The sequence below is a fragment of the Marinobacterium profundum genome (genome assembly GCF_001528745.1).
Taxonomy (GTDB): Bacteria; Pseudomonadota; Gammaproteobacteria; order Pseudomonadales; family Balneatricaceae; genus Marinobacterium_A; species Marinobacterium_A profundum.
In genome coordinates this window covers 61,775-81,694 of record NZ_BCNS01000002.1, presented here as the reverse complement: position 1 = coordinate 81,694, position 19,920 = coordinate 61,775, and the positions used below count along the sequence as shown (strand labels likewise).

Sequence of the window (19,920 nt, the reverse complement as noted above, 5' to 3'; positions counted from 1 at the left end):
GATTTATCAAGCAAGTTCTGAGGTGTAATGCAATGGTTCAGCCCTACAGGGATGATGCCGGGGCTGTGGCTCGCTGGAGCCCTGTCTGGTTCGTGTTTTTGACGGTGGCGGTACTTGGCGGCTATCTGGGGCTCATACTGTCCGGTAGCTGGGGTATTGGCAGCGCAGCGACACATACTCTGATGGAGCTGGCGGCGACGGTGCTGGCACTGGTGGCCGGAGGCATTGCGCTGGTGCGTTTCTACAGCCGCCCAGAAATAGGCTTTCTGGTGCTGGGCGCGGGCCTGGTGGGCGCGGGTCTGCTGGATGGCTCTCATTGCCTGCTCAGTGCCACAGGCTTTGCGTCAGACGCACCCTCCACCCTGGAGCGTCTGGCGCCCTGGAGCTGGTTTGCCTCTCGCTTTTATCTGGCGGTGTTGCTGTTTATGTGGTGGTGGTTGCGCAAAGCCCCCTGGGCTGTGCAGATAGACTCGAAACAGTTGGCATCGCCGGTATTCATCATGACCGCTGTGGTGACTGTGGGCTGTTTCCTGTTCTTCGCCCTGGCACCCTTGCCCCAGGCGCATTTTGATTTTGTCCTGGTGTCCCGCCCTGAAGAATTTATACCCGGCGCTTTCTTCCTCTTGGTGCTGGTGGGTCTATGGCGCGATAGGCGCTGGGCGACTGATCGTTTCGAATACTGGCTTGTTATTACGCTGTTGCTGAGCAGTCTTGCGCAGTGGTTGGTGATGCCATTCTCGGCGGCACTGTTCGACGTCTCCTTTGTCAGCGCTCACCTGGTCAAGATTTTCAGCTACCTGGCGTTGATGGCGGGCCTGTTCTGCAGCATGTATCAGACGTTTAAACAGAAGGAACAGGAAACGGTCCGGCGGCGTCAGGTTGAAACTCAGCTGGGTGCAACCGAGTCTCGACTGCAGTTGTTGTTTGATCTGTCACCCGTGGGTATTGCCATGGCGGATGTTGACAGTAGGCGTTTTCTTGAAGTTAACGACTCCCTGCTCGCGGCAACCGGTTACACCCGTGAGGCATTTCTGCAGCTGGACTACGAGGCTGTGGCTGCAAAGCCAGGCGCCCAGACTGAACTTGATATTCAGCTCAGCCTGGATGAAACGGGTCGGTATGGTCCCTTTGAGGCGGCCTTTATTCACAAGGGTGGCAGTCGCTTTGCCGTTCTGCTCAGTGGTGTAAAACTGACGGATGACTCCGGGCGGGAAGTGATCTGGTTAATCGTGCAGGATATAAGCACGCGCAAACAGGCCGAGCAGGCGCTGGTGAAGGATCGGGAGTTTCTCAAAACGGTGCTGGACAACCTGACCGACGGTGTTGTTGCCTGCGACGAGATGGGCACCCTGACTCTGTTTAACAATGCCGCGTTTGAGTTTCATGGTCTGCCACCTGAGCCTTTGGCGCCTGAGGACTGGGGGCGGTATTACAGCCTTTATGCCGCAGACGGGAAGAATACGCTTAAGCACGATGATATCCCGCTGTTCAGAGCGCAGAAGGGCGAGCGGGTAAGCGATATTGAGGTTGTTATAGCACCGGTCGGCTTGCCCCTGCGCACAGTGCTGTGCAGTGGTCAGCCAATATTGAGCCCCGATGGACAGCAGCTTGGCGCTGTGGTTGTGATGCACGATGTGAGTGAACGCAAGCAGGCAGAGCGGCAGGTACAGCAGTTGAATACACGTCTCGAACTGGCCACTCAGGCGGCACAGGTCGGTATCTGGGATTATGCCTTTGATTCCAGGGAATTGGTTTGGGATGCCAATATGCATGCGCTATACGGCTATGCCGAGGGTGAGTTTGATGGCCATTACCGCAGCTGGATAAACCAGGTGCACCCTGATGATCAGCAGCGGGTGCAGCAGACCCTGGATGGTTTGTTGCGAAAGAGCGATCCAGTTGAGTGCGAACTGCGCATTATCCTGCCCGATGGAGATATTCGCTGGTTAAAGGCGTTTGCGATCCTGAGTCGCGATGAGTCCGGGCGTCCACTGCGCATGACCGGTACCAACTGGGATATATCCCAGACCAAGCATAATGAACAGATGAAAAATGAGTTCATTTCGACGGTTAGCCATGAGTTACGTACACCATTGACATCCATTTCGGGCTCGCTGGGCCTGCTGGCCGGCGGCGCTCTGGGAGAACTGCCGCTCAAGGCGAAGCCGTTGCTGGATATCGCCCAGAAGAACAGTCTGCGGCTGATACATCTGATTAACGACCTGCTGGACATCGAAAAAATCACCGCGGGCAAGATGACATTCAATTTCCAGACGCTGGATATGTCGTTCCAGCTTGAGCGCGCCTGTGAAGTCAATCAGGGCTATGCCGAGGCCCATAATGTGGAGCTGAAGCTGGCTGACTACGGTGCAGGGCACGCGCTTGTGCGGGCGGATGAGCAGCGTTTGCAGCAAATTTTGGCCAACTTCATCTCCAATGCCATCAAGTTCTCGCCCTCGGGTGGGAAGGTTGAGTTGGCGGTGCGGGAGCTGGACGGGCGTGTTCGAGTTGATGTGCGGGATCAGGGCCACGGCATTCCGGCTTCTTTCCGCTCGCGCATCTTCCAGAAATTTGCTCAGGCGGATGCGTCTGATACCAAGTCGACGGAAGGTACAGGCCTTGGTTTGTCGATTTGCAAGGAGCTGGCCGAGTGTATGGGTGGCTGTGTAGGCTTTGACTCGGTAGATGGAGTGGGCAGCTGTTTCTACGTCGAGTTTGATGATTTGAAGGTTGAGAGCAGTGAGCCGGACTCGGATGCGCCTTTGCCCGCGGGCGCGCCGCGGGTGCTGGTGGTGGAGGATGAGCCTGATATTGCCCGTCTTATCAGTCTGATGCTCAAGCGCGGAGGGGTGGCCAATGATGTGGTATTCAATGGCGCGCAGGCAATGGTGCAGCTGCGGGAAGAAACCTACGATGCCATGACGCTGGATCTGATTTTACCTGATATTGCCGGCAGCAAGATTATCCACAAAGTGCGTGAGTGGGAGCAGGAAGAAGGGCGTCTGCCACTGCCGATTCTGGTGGTGTCGGTGATTGCTGAAGAAGGGCGTCTCGAGATTGGTGGCAATTTCCCGGTGGTCGACTGGATGGCCAAGCCGATTGATGAAACACGCTTGTTGGCAAGCCTTAAGCATATGCTGCCCAAAGGGCTGCCCGCAGTCCTGCCACGGATTCTGCATGTCGAAGACGACGAGGATTTGAGCGAAGTTGTTACCGTTATGGTCAGCGAGCTAGCCTCCATCGACCGGGCCGGGTCCCTTGCCAGTGCCAGGCGCAAGCTGGCGCAGGAAACCTATGATCTGGTGATTCTGGATTTGGGGCTGCCGGATGGGTCTGGCTGGTCTTTGTTGCCGGAGCTGAAACAGTTGACCCGGCGGCCACAAATTATGCTGTTGTCGGCAACCGAGGTCAGCTTTGCCGAAGCACAGCAAGTTGATGCAGTTCTGCTCAAATCCCGCGTGTCGCAACAGGATTTACTGGAACAATTACGCGCTCTGCTGGAGCAGACCCGGGCGCAGCGCGTGACAGCCACGGCTATTGAATGCGAAACTGAAATTTCTTTGGATGCGGGTTCTAACTGATGCAGGCTCCTGAAATTCCAGATAATGAAGCAAAGCGACTGCTAGCGCTTCAGCGGCTACATATTCTGGACTCCTCGGCAGAGGAGCGATTCGATCGCCTGACCCGGCTGGCAAAGGCCATGTTTCAGGTGCCGATCGCGCTTGTCAGTCTGGTGGATGCCGACCGTCAATGGTTCAAGTCGCGCCAGGGCCTGGATGCCTGCGAAACACCCCGCGACATATCCTTCTGCGGCCATGCCATTTTGCATGACGACGTTTTTCATGTGTCCGATACGCATGCTGACCCTCGTTTTGTCGACAATCCCCTGGTTGTGCAGGCGCCGAAAATCCGCATGTATACTGGCGCGCCTTTGCGCACCCTTGATGGGCTGCGAATTGGCACCTTGTGCATTATCGACGACAAGCCGCGCCTGCTGGATCAGACGCAATTAAGTGCATTGCGGGACCTGGCCGATTGCGTCGAGCGCGAACTGGCGCAGGCCGAGTGTGAAACCCTGATGCTGCGGCTCAGTGAGGCTGAGTCTTACAGCCGTGCCGTCATGGACCATGTTGTCGATGGCATCATGACGCTGGACGCCAAGGGCGTTATCTGTGAGCTGAATCCGGCAGTAACACAGCTATTTGGTTACGACCGCGATGACTTGCTGGGCAGGCGCATGGACTCGCTGTTGCTAGCACCAGGCAGTGAGCAGGACTGTCTGGGGGCGGCTGCAGAGTTCGAGGCGTTTATGCTGCGGGCTGATGGGAGCGACATAGTGCTGCGGGGGCGCCGCCGCGATGGTCATGTTTTTCCACTGGAGGTGGGGCTTTCGGCGGTGGAGCGCAATGCCGGTCGGCAGTTTGTGCTTGTACTGCGGGATATCACCTTGCGTCACGCCGCCGATCTGGAGCAAAAAAAGTACTCCGTTGCGCTGGAGCGTCTGCATACCATTACGACCTCGTCCTGGCCGTTCGAACGCAAGGTAGAGCAGCTGCTACAACTGGGCAAGGATGTGTTCGAGCTGCCGCTCGCTATTGTCAGCTGTATCGAGGCGGATGATTACCTGGTTGAATTTATTAGCGGTCCTGAGGGTGCGCCTGAGCCGGGGACTCGTTTTTCACTGAGTGGCACTTACTGCGTACACTGCCTGCAGGCCGACTCACCGCTGGGGTTTCACCATGCCGGTGAAAGCGATATCAGTGAACACCCCTGTTATCAGAATTTTGGTCTTGAGGCCTACATCGGTGCTCCGCTGCTGGTGGATGGCCTGCGTTACGGCACGCTCAATTTTTCCGGCCCGGATGCCCGTGCGCAACCCTTTGGCAAGATCGACTTTAATCTGATTCAGCTGTTCAGTCGCTGGGTGGGTAATGAAATTAGTCGTCACGCAACTCAGCTGGTGCTGCAGCGTGAAATTGCCCACCGGACCGCCATTCTGGACAGCGCCAACTTCAGTATTATGTTTTGCGATCTGGAGGGTGTGGTGCGATCCTTTAACAGTGGCGCTCAGCATATGCTGGGTTACCATTCGAAGGAGGTCGTGAACCAGCAACTGCTGACCTTCGTACATGACGAGGAGGAGCTGACTGCCGGTGCCGTGGCCCAGGGGCTGGAGTTTGCCGGTGCATGCGGTGTCGAAGTACTGGTTGGCCGTTCACGCAGCGGCTCTGCCGACGAGCACGAGTGGACCTATGTGCGCAAGGATGGCTCGCGCTTTCCGGCCCAGGTGTCTATCACCTCGGTGCGGGACGAACGCGGCCGGATCAGTGGCTATGTGTGTATTGGCGCCGATATCAGCGAGCGCAAGCGCATTGAGGAAATGAAGAGCGAGTTTATCGCCACTGTGAGCCACGAGCTGCGTACCCCCCTTACTTCCATTGCCGGATCTCTGGGCTTGATCTGCGGTGGTGTGATGGGCACATTGCCCGAAAGTGCCGAGCCTTTGCTGCACATCGCCCTTAAGAATAGCGAACGCCTGATCCACCTGATCAATGATTTGCTGGATATTGAAAAAATCACCGCCGGCAAGATGCAGTTTGATTTGCGTACCCAGGATGTTGCCGAGCTGGTGAACAAGTCGCTGGAGGGTATTGCTGGTTACTCCAAGACCTATGATGTAAGGGTTGTTCCGGGCAGGGTGCCTGATGAGCCGCCGCGTATCTGGGTGGATGAGCAGCGTGTGCAGCAGATTTTGGCAAACTACTTCTCCAACGCGGTAAAATTTTCGCCCCTGGGGGCGGAGGTCCGCGTACATGTTGATGTGCTGGGAGCCTGGGTGCGGGTGTCGGTGGAGGACTGCGGTATCGGTATTTCCGCTGAATTTCGGCCCTATGTGTTCGAGAAATTTGCCCAGGCGGATGGATCTGATACCAAGAAGACAGCCGGCACCGGGCTTGGTCTGGCGATCTGCAAGGAATTGACGGAGCACATGGGCGGGCGAGTCGGTTTTGAGTCTGAGCCCGGCAGCGGTAGCCTGTTTTATGTGGAGTTCCCCAAAGCCAATCGCGATGGCGTGGGATCGGTCAATGTACGTCAGGATGAGCAGGGGAGGCCCTTTGTTGAGCGTCGCCGCAGTGTCTTGGCCAGTCGTAGCCAGATGGCGCTGGATGCCGCTGCTGTCGGCAATGGTCGAGTGCTGCATGTACGTGATGCACAGGATCAGACCCTGCACCGTCTGGCTGAGCGCCTGGCGGTGGATGTAGAGCAGGCCTATAGCATTGAAGATGCCAGGGCCAGGCTCGACAATCGCCCCTACGATCTGGTCATACTGGATATTGGTATGTCGGATAACCGCACCCGTACTTTGTTACCGCATATTCAGGGGCTCAGGGATTCGCCCCGGGTGCTTGTGCTGACGGTGGAAGATGCCTCAGAGCAGTGGCTGACCGAAGTCGACAGTGCGCTGGTCAAATCGCGCATATCGGAGCAGGACCTGAGCCAAAGTGTTAAAAGCTTGTTGCATTTGGCACAAAATAGTCACGGAGAAAAAACAGAATGACGGAATTAATCAGCCCAGAAGCTGGATGACGTCGACAGTGCGCTGGTTAAACCACGCATATCTGCACAGGATCTCAGCCAAAGCGTTAAAAACTTGCTGCATTTGGCACAAAGTAGCCACGGAGAAAAATCAGAATGATGGAATTGGAGCGAGTGCTTTATGTCGAAGACGACGAGGATATCCGAGTCGTCGCCCAGGTGGCGCTCGAAATGGTTGGCGGGCTCAATGTAAAGGTGTGTTCGTCCGGTGACCAGGCGTTGGCGGAGGCGCAGGCGTTTGCTCCTCACCTTATTTTGCTAGATGTCATGATGCCTGGACTGGATGGTCCCATGACCCTGGCAGGACTGCGCAAGATACCCGCATTGGCTAACACACCCGTGCTGTTTATGACGGCCAAGGTGCAGCCCTCGGAAGTTGCGCACTACAAGTCTCTAGGTGCCGTGGATGTATTGAGCAAGCCGTTTGATCCGATGTGCCTGGCTGATCAGCTAAAGTCGATCTGGAGTGGGCTGCATGACGGCTAAGGATCGTGTAGTTGAAACATTAAAACTACAACGTCAGCGCTATCTCGAACGCTTGCCGGCGACCGTTGCCTATCTTGGTGAATTGGCCCGGGCATGGGGGCGGGAGCGACTGGATTCGGAGCGTTTTGAGGCCCTGAAGCAGGGGTTGCATCGAATTTCTGGCTCCGCCGGCATTTTCGGGCTTGAGGATTTGGGGCACGAAGCCAGTCGACTGGAAGAGGCAATTCGTGGCGGTCAGGCGCTGGATGACGATGCTCGCACGGTGCTGGTGCAGGATGTTCTGGCGCTGGCCGAGCGCTGGCTCAATTCCACCGAGCATCTGGCGGCGTCGGTTCGAACGCTGGACACTCCGGCGCAGGGTATTATGCCGACCATCTGGCTGCTAACAGACGCGGGTGCCAGTGAGCAGAATTTATTGCGTTCGCTACGCCAGTACGGCTTCATCGTGAAACGCCTGGATGGGCTTAAAGCCGCCGAAGAAGCGCTGGTGTTTACCGAGGCCAGGCAAGGCGTACTGGTGCTGGATAATGAGCGTGTAAAGCTGAGCGTGGCACTCGCAGAGAGCTTGTCGACGGCCGGTGTTCCGGTGGTGTTTATTTCGCTGCAGGATGACTTCACATCCAGGCTTGAGGCGGCACGGCTTGGTGCCGCTGCCTTTTTCGTGCGGCCGCTGAATGTTATGAAGCTGGTTGAGTTGATTGATGCTCTGGTGGGTGATCATACCGAAGAAGCTTATCGCATTCTCATTGTCGATGACGACGAGATGCTGTCACTGCGCTACCAGCAGGCGCTGATTGAGGCCGGTATGCGGGTCGAGGTTGAAATGAATCCGGTTAACCTGCTGCTGCGGTTGGAGGAGTTTCGCCCGGATCTGCTGTTGCTCGATATTCACATGCCGGGTTACAACGGTGTCGAGCTGGCGGCGGCGCTGCGTTATTACGATGAATGGACCGGTTTGCCCATTGTGTACCTGTCGGCCGAAGCCAACCGGGATCGACAGTTGCATGCACTGGATCAGGGCGGTGATGATTTCATTACCAAACCCATTTCCGAAAAATATCTGGTGTCGGTTGTACGGGTGCGGGCAGAGCGCATGCGCCGTCTTGCCAACCTGCGGGCCTGTGATGGCCTGACGGGCTTGCTGAACCATGTCAGCATCAAGGAGGCTCTTGCCGCCGAGTGCTTGCGGGCTGAGCGTGAAAAGTCGAGCTTCAGCGCGGTGATGCTGGATATCGATTATTTCAAGCAGGTAAACGATACCTATGGTCATGCCCGGGGAGATACCGTTATTCGGGCCCTGGCGCACCTGCTGAAAACCCGTTTGCGCGGCACGGACAAGGTGGGGCGTTATGGTGGTGAGGAGTTTTTTGCCATATTGCCGGGTTGCCAGAAAGAGGGTGCCGAGCGCCAGTGCAACTGGTTGCGTGAGGCCTTCGCGGCGCTTGAATTTGAGCACGAGGGAGAAGTCTTTTCCTGCACATTGAGTGCGGGTATCGCCAGCAGCGAAGACTTTGAACGGCTGCATGCCGATCAGTTTATCGAATGCGCGGACCAGGCGCTTTATGCAGCCAAGGGGGCCGGGCGTAACTACGTTATTGGCTGGCACAGGAACCTGCCGCTGCGAAGTGACGCCCGGCTCGGGACTGCGCGCTAATAAAATTCCACGCGGGGCTTTACAGCTCCTAATCCTGCGCTTAGAATACGCGCCTCTTCTGGTGAAGAGGCCGCAGCGTCCCATTCGTCTAGTGGTCCAGGACACCGCCCTTTCACGGCGGTAACAGGGGTTCGAACCCCCTATGGGACGCCATTTCATGCCAGGTACAGCCTGCAGAAATACGGTAAGCGCGCAAGCGTTCAGCGGGAATAGCTCAGTTGGTAGAGCACGACCTTGCCAAGGTCGGGGTCGCGAGTTCGAGTCTCGTTTCCCGCTCCAATCCTCGAAAGAGGACATTCCTCGCAAGAGGAGTTTGTAAGTCCCATTCGTCTAGTGGTCCAGGACACCGCCCTTTCACGGCGGTAACAGGGGTTCGAACCCCCTATGGGACGCCACTTTCTGACAGCCGTTCGGCTAACAGAAAATCAGCGGGAATAGCTCAGTTGGTAGAGCACGACCTTGCCAAGGTCGGGGTCGCGAGTTCGAGTCTCGTTTCCCGCTCCAATCCTCATCCGGGGATTCAGTCAGTCCCATTCGTCTAGTGGTCCAGGACACCGCCCTTTCACGGCGGTAACAGGGGTTCGAACCCCCTATGGGACGCCATTTCCATCAGGCTCTGCTTTCATCTCACCCAAAGCTTATTCTTTCCTATACTATTCAATCAGATTGATAGGAATATCAGAGGGGTAGCAAGGGATTGTGGGATATTTTCTGCGTTATGGAGTGCTGGCAATAGTGCTTGGCGTATTGCCGACGCAAAGCCTGTGGTCCCAGGTTGTGATTGCCCATCCCGGGGTGCAAGCCGACTCCCTTAGCCCTGCCTATCTTTTTTCGCTGTTTTCTCTGCGTGCTCGTCACTGGCCCTTGGGACAGCCCGTCTCGCTGATCGTTTTTGAGGATCAGCATCCCGCCCACATTAACTTCGTCAAGCAGGATCTGGGTGTCTATCCCTATCAGCTGCGCGGAATCTGGGACCGCTATATTTTTTCAGGTGCCGTGCAGGCACCCAGAGTCGTCGACAGTGTGCAAGATATGCTCTATTGGGTAAGTCATACCGAGGGCGGCATTGGCTATCTTGAGTCGGACGTTGGCGACATACAGGGAGTGCGTGTCATTGAAATCAAATAGCCTGGCCTGTCTGATGGGGATTGCGGTGCTATTTGCCGCTTTGGTGGCCCCCGCCGGCGCCGCTGAGTTACCAGCTAACTTGCGCATGAACGGCTTTGTCACCCAGGGTTACTTCCTTTCCGATCACAATAATATTTATGGCAATAGCGAAAGTGGCAGCTTTGACTTTCGTGAGCTGGCGATCAATGCGTCCTGGCGACCCCGGTCAGACTTGCTGGTGGCCGGCCAGCTGATGTCTAGGCGCGCAGGTAACGTGAATGACGGTTCACCGCAGGTGGATTATCTGCTGCTGGACTGGCGCGCGCAGGACGGTCTCGAGACACAGAGCGGTCTGCGACTGGGTCGACTGAAGGTGCCTTATGGCTTTTACAATGACACTCGGGATGTGGCTTTTACGCGGCCTTCAATTCTGCTCGCCCAGGAAATCTATTACGACATGTTACGTGACTTAACGCTGTCGGTTGATGGTGCAGGGTTCTATCGTCAGGGGACTGCGGCTGGCTTAAACCTGGATCTGGACCTCGTGCTGGGTGCCCCTAAACGGAATGTGGCGGTCGAATATACCTATCTCGGGGGGGATATGCCTGGCAAGTTTGACTCAGGCATGGCTGTGGTTGGTCGTCTGATGCTTTCGGACCCGCAGGCGCGCTGGCGTGCCGCGATCTCGTTGTCGAGCTTTGACCTGGATTACGACGCTTTCGATGATCCGGTTCCCGAGCTGTTGCCGGGGGATGGCCAGTTGCATGTGGATATTGCGGTTTTGTCGGCGCAGGCGGGATATCGGAGCTGGGTATTCACGGCCGAATACATACTGCAGCATATTGACTGGAGTGAACTCGGCGGGGTTGTTGCACTGAAACCAGAGGTCGATCTGGAGGCCTTTTACCTTCAGGCGCAGTATCGTTTTTCTTCGCAATGGGACCTCGTCCTGCGCTATGGCGAAGCTTATCTTGATCGAGACGACCGGGGGGGGCTGGATTATCAGGCGCGCCTGGCTGAGCTGGGCATAGCATCGCAGCCTGCAGCGCGCTACGCCAGGGACTTGACCCTGGGGGTTGGCTGGCAGCCGTCGCCGGACTGGCTGTTGCGGGCGGAATGGCACCGTGTGCGGGGCGCTCTCTGGCTACCAAGGCAGGATAATCCGGACGATCTGCAGCTGGAGCGCAACTGGAATCTCTTTGCGCTGCAAGCCACCTACCGGTTTTAGGGAGCGCTATGAGTCTCCGGGCGGAAAGACGCAGTACCTTTATCAGCCTGAAGTGGAAACTGACGCTGATTCTGCTGATGACGCTGTCCCTGGTGTATGGGCTGGCTCAAACCCTGTCCTATTCGCGCCAGCAGCAGGAATTGGCGGCCGACCTTAGTGCGCGCAGTCAGCAGCAGCTAGGCATGCTCAATGCCACGGTGGAAACAAGTTATAGACGTTTGCTGGATATCGCCCAGATCATGCTATTGCCTCCCAAAGATACAATGGCCGCAATGGCCACTGAGCCATGGTCGCAACCGGCCTGGGACCTGGATAGTCGAGTAGAAAATGCCTTGATGTTGGGGGTGGTAGATCTGGTACAGCTGTACAGTGCTGATGGTCAGTTACAGCGGGCCTGGGGGGCGCCGCTGGATATCAAGCCAGAGGTTGTTCGGCGAGTGCTTGAGCTTGAAAAGCCGCAACAGAGTATTTCGTGCCGCCAGAATTGCCTGCGTTATCTGGCCATACCGGTTATGTTTGGCGGCGGCACTACGGCGGTCATGCTGGTGGGCAGCCTGATGCATGATGTAGTGCTGGAATACCATCGACAGAGTGCCGTGGATATCGGGCTGTTGCTGGCGCCTGCAGAGCAGGGCAGCGATGGCGCGCCGCGCCTGATGGCACTGACTAACCGTGACCGCTATGAACCCATGCTCAGGCAGGCGAATCTGGCGACGTGGCTGCAAAATCCCGGTTCCACCTTCAGGTTGCAATTCGACGGGCGCGAGCTGGAGCTATTGCTGTCACCCCTGGTTCAGGACCTGTCCGACAGCCGCGCCTACTGGCTGATTATCAGCGATATTACATCCCCGCTGCAGGCGATGCAGAGCCGCCGTTTGTTTGACATGGTCCTCGCGCTTTGCGGCATAGTACTGGCGCTGGTCCTGCTAACGCTGATATTGCGTCGTCCGCTGGGCTATCTTGGGCGCCTGGCCGAACAGTTGCCTCAGCTGGCCAGGGTCGGTGGACTGCGCAAGCAGGAGCTGCAGCCATTGCCGGCAAGCCTTGGTTCCAGGCTCTTTAGTGACGAGCTCGATGTACTGGCGGACAGCGCCGGCGAGCTTGCCAGCCGGCTGGATGAGCTGGAGGACGCTGTGGCCGACAATACTCTGCATCTGGAGCGGCGCAGCGCGGCATTGCAACGCGAGCGTGACTTTGTCACCAGCCTGTTTGATACGGCGGAGGCCGTGATTCTGACACAAAGCCGCGCCGGGGTTATTCAGTCCCTGAACCAGTACGGCAGTCGTCTGTTGGGGCTTGATCTGCCGTTGCAACCAGGTTATCGCTTCGATGATATAGGGTTGCTGGCAGAAGGCGATGATGCCCAGGTGCAGCTGCAGTCGCTTTATCACGGCCGCAGTCCGCGGCTGCAGCTGGATACGCGCTTTATGTCTGACGACGGACGCGAGCTGCATCTCTCGTGGCAGCATTCGCGGCTGCGTGACGCTGGTGATCGCGATGCCTATATTCTTTCCATCGGGCTGGACATGACCGAGCGGCGGCATGCCGAAAGTCGCCTCTACTGGCTAGCCAATCATGACCCGCTGACCCGCCTGCCTAACCGTCAGCTGTTTTTCGAAGCGCTGGTGCAGCGGTTGCAGAGTGCCGCACAAGCGGGCCGGGAGCTGGCCATGCTCTGTTGCGACATTGATGACTTCAAAGGCGTAAATGACAGTCTTGGGCATCTTCTGGGCGATCAGCTGCTCGAGGCTGCGGCGCTGCGTATCAGCGCAATCACTGCTGAAGAGCATCATCTGGCACGTCTGGGTGCTGATGAATTTGTACTCATGCTGGAAGCCGAACGGGATATCGAGTCGGCGGCCACCGGTTTGGCTCAGTGCCTGATTAGTGCTTTTGTCGAGCCCTTTAGTCTTGGGGGATACGAAATTTACAGCACTGTCAGTATTGGTATTAGCCTGTTCCCTGAGCATGGCCAGGATGCCAGCGACCTGGTGAAAAGTGCCGATCTGGCGATGATAGAGGCGAAGGAGCAGGGGCTGGGGCGCTACCGTGTGTACCATCGGGCGCAGGGCAGTGTGCGGGTAGAGCGCTTTGCGCTGGCCAACGATCTGCGCCGGGCAACCGACAGAGGCGATTTTACGCTGCAGTATCAGCCCAAGGTGGATGCACGCAGCGGCCTTGTCTGCGGTATGGAGGCCTTGGTGCGCTGGCAGCACCCCGAGCTTGGTGCTGTGTCGCCCGGGCGCTTTATTCCGTTGGCTGAAGAAATGGGGCTGATCGTGCCGCTGGGGCGCTGGGTCTTGTACGAGGCCTGCCGGCAAATGGCGCAGTGGCAACGCGAGGGTATGATTCCGATTCGCCTGGGCGTGAATCTTGCCGGTCAACAGATAGCCCACGAGGGTCTTTTGCAGGAGGTGGACGATGCGCTGGCGAATGCTGGCTTGCCAGCGACCCTGCTGGATCTGGAAATCACCGAAAACTTTGTGATCCGCCAACCGGAGTTGACCATAAGCAAGCTGAATCAGTTACGTGAGCGGGGTATCAGCCTGTCGATGGATGATTTCGGCACCGGTTACTCATCACTGAGTTACCTGAAGCGCTTGCCCATTAATACCCTGAAAATAGATCAGAGCTTTATACGCGACATAGGTCAGGATCGGGATGACGAGTCGATTGTCAAGGCAATTATTGTCATGTGCCGCAGCCTGGGCATTGGGGTGCTGGCCGAAGGTGTGGAAACCAGTGAGCAGCTCGAGTTTCTGCTTAAACATGGCTGCAGCCATATCCAGGGCTACTACTACAGCCGTCCACTGGATCCTGGGCCTCTGTGGGACTTCGTGGAGCAACATGGGAGCCCGGAATAGTTGCTGATGCCTGGGTTCATCACTCTGCGCTGCAGGCCAATACAAGCCCGACAATCACCTGCAGGTTTTCCCATATATCAAGCGGGCTCCATGATCTCCCGGGCGGTTGGGATGTCGGCGAAAATGCTGGGTTTGAGCCAGTGCTCGACGCTCTTGGTCAGCTCGCAATGCCCGACCAGCTGTAGCTGCCCTGCTGAAATGGCCTTTTTGTAGCTGATGTCGCCCATCCACAGCTGGCACATGGTTTTAAGACCGACGTTGAAATACACATCCACCTCTTTGCCTGGGTCATGGATGCAGACATCCACATCCGCCCCCTTCACGACGATCCACCAGCTGGGATGCTCCTTGACGTCTTTGAAGTTGAAGCGAATCACGGTTTCATTACCGATCAGCTTGTCCGGGCAGATGCTGCGTTGCAGGTAGAGCATCAGAAGTTCGAGGTCATAATCATCTTCGATGAGTTGATTCCGCGCCCAGCGCATGCCCCAGTGACCGATCTGTTCGATAACGGGCATCAGGTCTTTGCAGGCCTGGGTCGGAAAATACTCGAACCCCCGCTGACCCGGAATGCGTTTACGCACAATCAGTCCAGCTTCCTCAAGACTGCCCAGGCGTTTGGTCAGCAGACTCGGTGACATCTGACAGAGTCCGCGCTGAAAGACGTTGAACCGGGTAGAGCCCATCAGCAGTTCCCTTACCAATAGCAGCGTCCAGCGCTCGCCCAGCACTTCCATGGCTTTGGCAATGGGGCAAAATTGGTAATAGCTCATGCTGTACCTCTAGGAGGCTGTCCGAGAATACTCAACCTACTGCGAGCCACCTGAGTTTGGCTGTTTTTTGTGCTGTTTTGCGTTAAATAGAACCACTATTCGCCTTAAAACACCGCAAAAACCCGCTCAAATCAGTCGGCTCTCGCTACGGCCAGCATTCTAGGACAGCCTCCTAGCTAAAAAGCATGGCAGGTCACGTTTTCCGATAGTCAGCTTTATCTACAGTAGTTAGTTACTACAAAAACTGTAGCTGGTTCCTGCTGATTTTGAAGCATTATAAAAATCCCCGGTGGATTAACCTGAACAACATGCAAGTTACGGAATAAGCCGGAGGAGCATTATGTGCCGAATAATAAAAAGTTATATCGATAGGACCGAATTGCGCAAGATATTGAGCACCTGTCAGGCCGGCATATCGGCAGTGGCAGTCACCAGCTTTGATAAGCAACCCAGGGGCATGATGATCAATAGCCTGATTTTAGTCCCACAGTTGCAGGAGAAGAGCCAGCATCTGGCTATAGGTTCACAGGCTATGGGGAGGTCGTTATGAAATCACTCAACTCTGTTATCCAAAACCTGAAATCCTGGTATCAGTCTCAGTATCGGACAGACCACAGGACGCTACGGTCACTGGATCGGCATACATTGAAGGATATTGGTGTAGACCCCATGGCGGCTGAGCTGCGGCGCAATGAGCGGCTGTGGCGGGATCTGGCGTCATGAGGTCTGTCTTGCCAGCCTTTGAGCAGAATCATATCCATGGATATCTTTGTCGGCTCGGACTCTGCCGTCGTCACTCAGGGCGATCAGGTGGGTGCTGAGGGCTTGGCCGGCTGCTGGGTTTTCCGCCCCAGTGTTCGCTGTAACCTACGATTTCCCCGCCTGATCCTTCAATGCCTGTGAACTTGCCCAGGCGCCTTTGCCTGTCGACTGAGTCTTGTCGCAGCGTCGGAATTATTCATGCCGGGACCTGCTGTGAGTCCGGGGCGGTACCCGATGGAGGATCAGAATAGGCCTTCGTCTGTTTATTCCCCCTGCGGTGCTCTATTATCAAGGGCTTGCGAACAGGGAGCTCGTTCTTGAATACTGATCAATGGCTGATTACCGCAGTTTTGCTGCTGACGCTGGTGCTCTTTGTCTGGGGAAAGTATCGCCATGATGTTGTAGCTGCAATCGCATTGGGGCTCTGTGTACTGGCAGGTCTGGTGTCGGCTGAGGATGCCTTTGCAGGCTTTGGCCATCCTGCGGTCGTAACGGTGGCGGCGGTGCTGGTGATCTCCGATGCGCTGCGCCGCTCCGGGGTGGTGGACATGATCGTGCAGAAAATCCTGCCCTACACTGAAAATCCGCTTAGCCATATTCTGATCATGACCACAGTCGTAACGGTGGCATCTGCCTTTATGAATAACGTAGGAGCCCTGGCGCTGATGCTGCCGGTTGCGCTGGCGACCTGCAGCAAGCACCAGCGCTCGCCCGCGCTGATACTGATGCCGCTGGCCTTTGGCAGTATTTTGGGAGGCATGACGACGGCCATAGGTACACCGCCCAATATTATCATTGCCATGATGCGCGCCGAGGTGAGCGGAGAATCATTCAACATGTTTGATTTTTCGCCAGTGGGAGTGGCCATTGCCTTAATGGGCGTGCTCTTCGTCACACTGCTGGGCTGGCGTTTTATTCCGGCGGCACGCCTCAATCGCAGCTCGCCCGAGCAACTGTTTGCCATAGATGATTATCTGACAGAAGTAATAGTGACCGCTGATTCCACTCTGGTTGGTCGGCCGGTCGAAGATATCGATGGCCTTGATGATGGCAGTATCGAGGTGGTGGGTGTGGCACATCGCCATGGCAAGACGCTGTCATTGCGCCCGGGTCAGGTGCTCAATGCCGGCGATATTCTGATTCTGCAGGCCGATCCGTCGGAAATTCAGCCCTTGCTCGACAAGAATGACCTGGAGCTGATTACCAGTGCCGATAAAAAATTCGCCGAGCTGACCCAGGGCGACCTTACCCTGGTTGAGGGGGTTGTCAAGAAAGGCTCGGTACTGGAAGGACGTGATGTGCCCTTTCTGCGCAGGCGCAGTGGCAGTTCCCTGGCGCTGGTTGGCCTGGCGCGGGAAGGGCAGCAGATTCGCAGGCGGCTGAGGCGCGAGCAGTTTCAGGCCGGCGATATTCTGCTGTTGCAGGGCGCTGTCGATGATGTGGACGAGCAACTTGGCGAGCTGGGCATGATTCCGCTTGCCGAGCGCAACCTCAGCCTTGGGCAGCCGAAAAAAATTGCCATAGCGCTGACAATCTTTGCTGTCGCGATTGCGCTGGGCGTTGCCAAGGTGTTGCCGCTGGCGGTGGTATTTTTTATCGCCGTTTTGGTTTACCTGCTGCTCGAAATATTGCCGGTACGCAATCTTTACGATGCCATCGACTGGCCGGTTATCATCCTGCTTTCGGCCATGATCCCAGTTGGATCTGCGCTGCAGAGCACGGGTCTCACGCAGCTGCTGGCTACCCAGGTACTGGCGCTGACCGAGGGTATGCCGCTGTATCTGGTGATCGGTCTGGTGCTGGTGGTGACCATGTTCCTGTCTGACATTATCAATAATGCGGCCACGGCTGTGATCATGGCGCCGCTGGCCTACGGTATCGCCATGGGGCTGGGTGTGAGCCCGGATCCGTTTTTCATGGCCGTTGCCGTGGGTGCATCCTGTGCTTTTTTGACCCCTATCGGGCATCAGTCCAACACCCTGGTGCTGGGCCCGGGCGGATATGCCTTCGGGGACTACTGGCGCATGGGATTGCCGCTTGAAATTCTGATTGTGTTACTGGCAGTGCCGCTGATTCTGCTGGTCTGGCCGCTCTAGCGGTGGCTGGGCCAGGGCTCTTCGTTGGGAAGCATCTTGCAGAAGGCGCCGCTGATGCGCGCTTTTGCTCTGTAAAGCTGCATGAAATCTGGCGCTGAATAGAAGGGACTTTGAAAATGGATATGTCAGATTCTTCCACGCAGCCTTCGGCCCGGTCTGAAGTTAAAAAGTACGGCGTGCTAAAGGGTGTCAGGACGGCCTGTGTTGTTTTGATGCTGATGATAGCAACGCCAGTACTGCTGGGCTGGCTGCTGCCGTCGGTGGGTGCACTGCTGCCTGGAGACTGGTTCCTGATGAAGGCCAACACGGCGCTGGCCTTTCTGCTGTGTCTGGGGAATTACCAGTTTTGTGAGCCCCGACGCCATGGCGTGCGACGCGGTGCGGCCTGCCTGTGTGCGCTTTTGGTACTGCTGCTGTCCGGTACCGCCTTGCTGGGTCACCTCAGCGGGCGGGCATTCTGGCTCGATACGCTGTTGGCTGAAGATACTGCGGCCGACTTGCCGGGGCGCATGTCTCTGCAAACGGCGCTGCTGTTCCTGGTCATCGGGCTGGCTTTCGTTGCCGAGTCCAGCCTGCGGGGCAAATGGCGCAATCGGCTGGCCGATAGCCTGAGTATTGCCATGGGCGCCATGATACTGATCATTATTGCCGGCTACAGCTTTAAGGCGTCGCAACTGTTTAGCCAGTCATCTTTTACCGTGACCTCGCTGCAAACCCTGGTCTGCTTTGTGTTGCTTGGGACACTGGTGATCATCAGACGCACGGATTCGGGTTTCTTTTCCCTGCTGATTGGGCAGGGGATTGGTAGCGTAATCGTCCGCAGGGCCATTCCGTGGGCTTTGCTGTTGCCTTTTATGCTGGTGGGTGGGGCTGTCTACGCGATTTCGGCCGGCTGGTTGCCCAGGGCCTATGCGGCGGCACTCATATCATCTGTTACCTCGATCATGCTGCTGGTGCTGGTGATGTTGCTGGCCTGGCGCATCAGTGAGTCCACCAAGGCGCTGCAGGAATCCGAGCGGCACAACCGACTGCTGCTGGATGCTGTAGGTGAAGGTATTTATGGCCTGGACCTGGATGGCCGTGTGACCTTCTCGAACCCGGCGGCCTGTCAGTTGCTCGGCTACCGCGCCGACGAGCTGCTGGGGGCTCATATGGGGGCGCTGATTCAGCCAGGCGTGCAGGATATGGCATCTAAAGGCTCGGGGGCGGAAGGGCTGGACGAGGTTCTTCGGGTGACAGATCAAGAGTTCAGCTATCGGGACGGTACTAGTTATCCGGTGGAGTACACTCGCACACCGCTGAAAAAGGACGGCCTTGTGGTGGGTACTGTGGTGGTTTTCAATGATGTCAGTGAGCGCAAAAAAATCGAGCGCATGAAGGATGAATTTATCTCTACGGTCAGTCATGAACTGCGTACCCCGCTGACATCGATCAAGGGCGCCCTTGGCCTGATTGTCGGCAACAAACTGGGTGAGGTGCCGGCGCCGGCGCAGCATATGCTCAAGATTGCCTATGACAACAGCCACCGGCTGGAGCAGCTGATCAATGACTTGCTGGACATCAACAAGATTCAACTCACCGATAACAGCTTTCAGTTACATCCGATATCAATCGAAACTCTGATCGACAGTGCCGTGGCCTCAATGCAGGGCTATGCGGACAAATACGGCGTGCAGATCGTCTGGCAGCCTGCTGAGGGTGCCAATACTCCTGTGCTCGGGGTCGAGGGCAGGCTGATGCAGGTGATGTCGAACCTGCTGTCCAATGCCATCAAGTACTCTCCGGGCGCAGGGGAGGTGTTGATTGAAAGCCGTGTGCTGGGTGAACGGGTGCGGGTCAGTGTGACCGACAAGGGCCCCGGAATCGCGCTGGAGTTTCAGAAACGCATCTTTGAGAAGTTTTCCCAGGAGGACTCCTCTGATACGCGGGAAAAAGGCGGCACCGGACTTGGGCTTGCGATCACAAAGGAGATCGTGGAAAAGCATGGTGGCACCCTGAATTGCAACAGTACACCGGGGGAAGGCGCCTGCTTTAGCTTTGAGCTGCCGCTGAATCCAGCGACTGAGCCTGCATGAAGCGCTTGGCATGAAGCAACCTATTACGGGCTATCACCTGGATGAGGCCGGTGACTGGGTGGCACAACTGGCCTGCGGGCATTTTCAGCATGTGCGCCATAATCCGCCCTGGGTAAATCGCCCCTGGGTGATTACCGAACAGGGGCGGGCGTCAAAACTGGGCTCTGAACTGAGGTGCAAAAAGTGCGATGAGAGTGCGCCAGCGGACTGCCGCTGAAAAACTATCCGGCTTCAGCATTCACCCTGGTTCCAGAGTCCGGCTCTTCCCGCGGGTGCCG

General features: G+C 56.7%; 12 protein-coding genes and 5 tRNA genes. 16 read left to right on the top strand and 1 reads right to left on the bottom strand.

Annotation, left to right across the window (positions count from 1 at the left end; genetic code table 11):
- Positions 1–32 precede the first annotated feature (32 nt).
- From MPRO_RS00670 to MPRO_RS00615, 12 genes are all read left to right on the top strand, one after another.
- Positions 33–3,581, top strand: coding sequence for a PAS domain S-box protein (locus tag MPRO_RS00670; protein WP_067285866.1), 3,549 nt, complete (start codon positions 33–35; stop codon positions 3,579–3,581).
- A complete protein-coding gene (locus tag MPRO_RS00665; RefSeq protein WP_067285864.1) occupies positions 3,581–6,559 on the top strand; it encodes a PAS domain S-box protein in 2,979 nt (992 codons plus the stop codon). Before MPRO_RS00670 ends, MPRO_RS00665 begins: the two co-directional genes overlap by 1 nt.
- 134 nt (positions 6,560–6,693) lie before the next feature.
- Positions 6,694–7,083 (top strand): response regulator, encoded by a 390-nt coding sequence (locus MPRO_RS00660; RefSeq protein WP_067285863.1) that lies wholly within the window; start codon positions 6,694–6,696, stop codon positions 7,081–7,083.
- Positions 7,073–8,737 (top strand): diguanylate cyclase, encoded by a 1,665-nt coding sequence (locus MPRO_RS00655; RefSeq protein ID WP_067285861.1) that lies wholly within the window; start codon positions 7,073–7,075, stop codon positions 8,735–8,737. The genes MPRO_RS00660 and MPRO_RS00655 overlap by 11 nt, the downstream gene beginning before the upstream one ends.
- Before the next feature lie 77 nt (positions 8,738–8,814).
- Positions 8,815–8,890, top strand: a tRNA-Glu gene (locus tag MPRO_RS00650).
- Positions 8,891–8,940: 50 nt separating this feature from the next.
- Positions 8,941–9,016, top strand: a tRNA-Gly gene (locus MPRO_RS00645).
- 40 nt (positions 9,017–9,056) lie between these two features.
- Positions 9,057–9,132: transfer RNA gene (locus tag MPRO_RS00640), tRNA-Glu, on the top strand.
- Positions 9,133–9,165: 33 nt separating this feature from the next.
- Positions 9,166–9,241 (top strand) — tRNA-Gly (locus MPRO_RS00635).
- A gap of 23 nt (positions 9,242–9,264) precedes the next feature.
- A tRNA-Glu gene (locus MPRO_RS00630) sits at positions 9,265–9,340 on the top strand.
- 96 nt (positions 9,341–9,436) lie between these two features.
- Positions 9,437–9,865, top strand: a complete 429-nt coding sequence (locus MPRO_RS00625) for a hypothetical protein (protein WP_158651705.1) — start codon at positions 9,437–9,439, stop codon at positions 9,863–9,865.
- Complete coding sequence (locus MPRO_RS00620) at positions 9,852–11,072, top strand: hypothetical protein (protein ID WP_158651704.1); 1,221 nt, start codon at positions 9,852–9,854, stop codon at positions 11,070–11,072. Before MPRO_RS00625 ends, MPRO_RS00620 begins: the two co-directional genes overlap by 14 nt.
- A gap of 8 nt (positions 11,073–11,080) precedes the next feature.
- Positions 11,081–13,936, top strand: coding sequence for a bifunctional diguanylate cyclase/phosphodiesterase (locus MPRO_RS00615; protein WP_067285855.1), 2,856 nt, complete (start codon positions 11,081–11,083; stop codon positions 13,934–13,936).
- Between the two features lie 77 nt (positions 13,937–14,013).
- On the opposite strand, the gene MPRO_RS00610 is transcribed toward MPRO_RS00615, so the two are convergent.
- Entirely contained in the window at positions 14,014–14,709 is a 696-nt protein-coding gene (locus tag MPRO_RS00610; RefSeq protein WP_067285853.1) for a winged helix-turn-helix transcriptional regulator, read from the bottom strand.
- A gap of 546 nt (positions 14,710–15,255) precedes the next feature.
- Here MPRO_RS00610 and MPRO_RS25610 point away from each other — a divergent pair.
- The 4 genes from MPRO_RS25610 to MPRO_RS00590 all read left to right on the top strand — a co-directional run bounded on the left by MPRO_RS25610 (position 15,256) and on the right by MPRO_RS00590 (position 19,859).
- Positions 15,256–15,432, top strand: a complete 177-nt coding sequence (locus MPRO_RS25610; protein WP_158651703.1) for a hypothetical protein — start codon at positions 15,256–15,258, stop codon at positions 15,430–15,432.
- Positions 15,433–15,788: 356 nt separating this feature from the next.
- Positions 15,789–17,567, top strand: a complete 1,779-nt coding sequence (locus MPRO_RS00600) for an SLC13 family permease (RefSeq protein WP_067285850.1) — start codon at positions 15,789–15,791, stop codon at positions 17,565–17,567.
- A gap of 122 nt (positions 17,568–17,689) precedes the next feature.
- Positions 17,690–19,642, top strand: a complete 1,953-nt coding sequence (locus tag MPRO_RS00595) for a sensor histidine kinase (RefSeq protein ID WP_158651702.1) — start codon at positions 17,690–17,692, stop codon at positions 19,640–19,642.
- Positions 19,643–19,652: 10 nt separating this feature from the next.
- Positions 19,653–19,859 (top strand): DUF3565 domain-containing protein, encoded by a 207-nt coding sequence (locus MPRO_RS00590; protein ID WP_067285845.1) that lies wholly within the window; start codon positions 19,653–19,655, stop codon positions 19,857–19,859.
- The last annotated feature ends 61 nt before the right edge of the window (positions 19,860–19,920 follow it).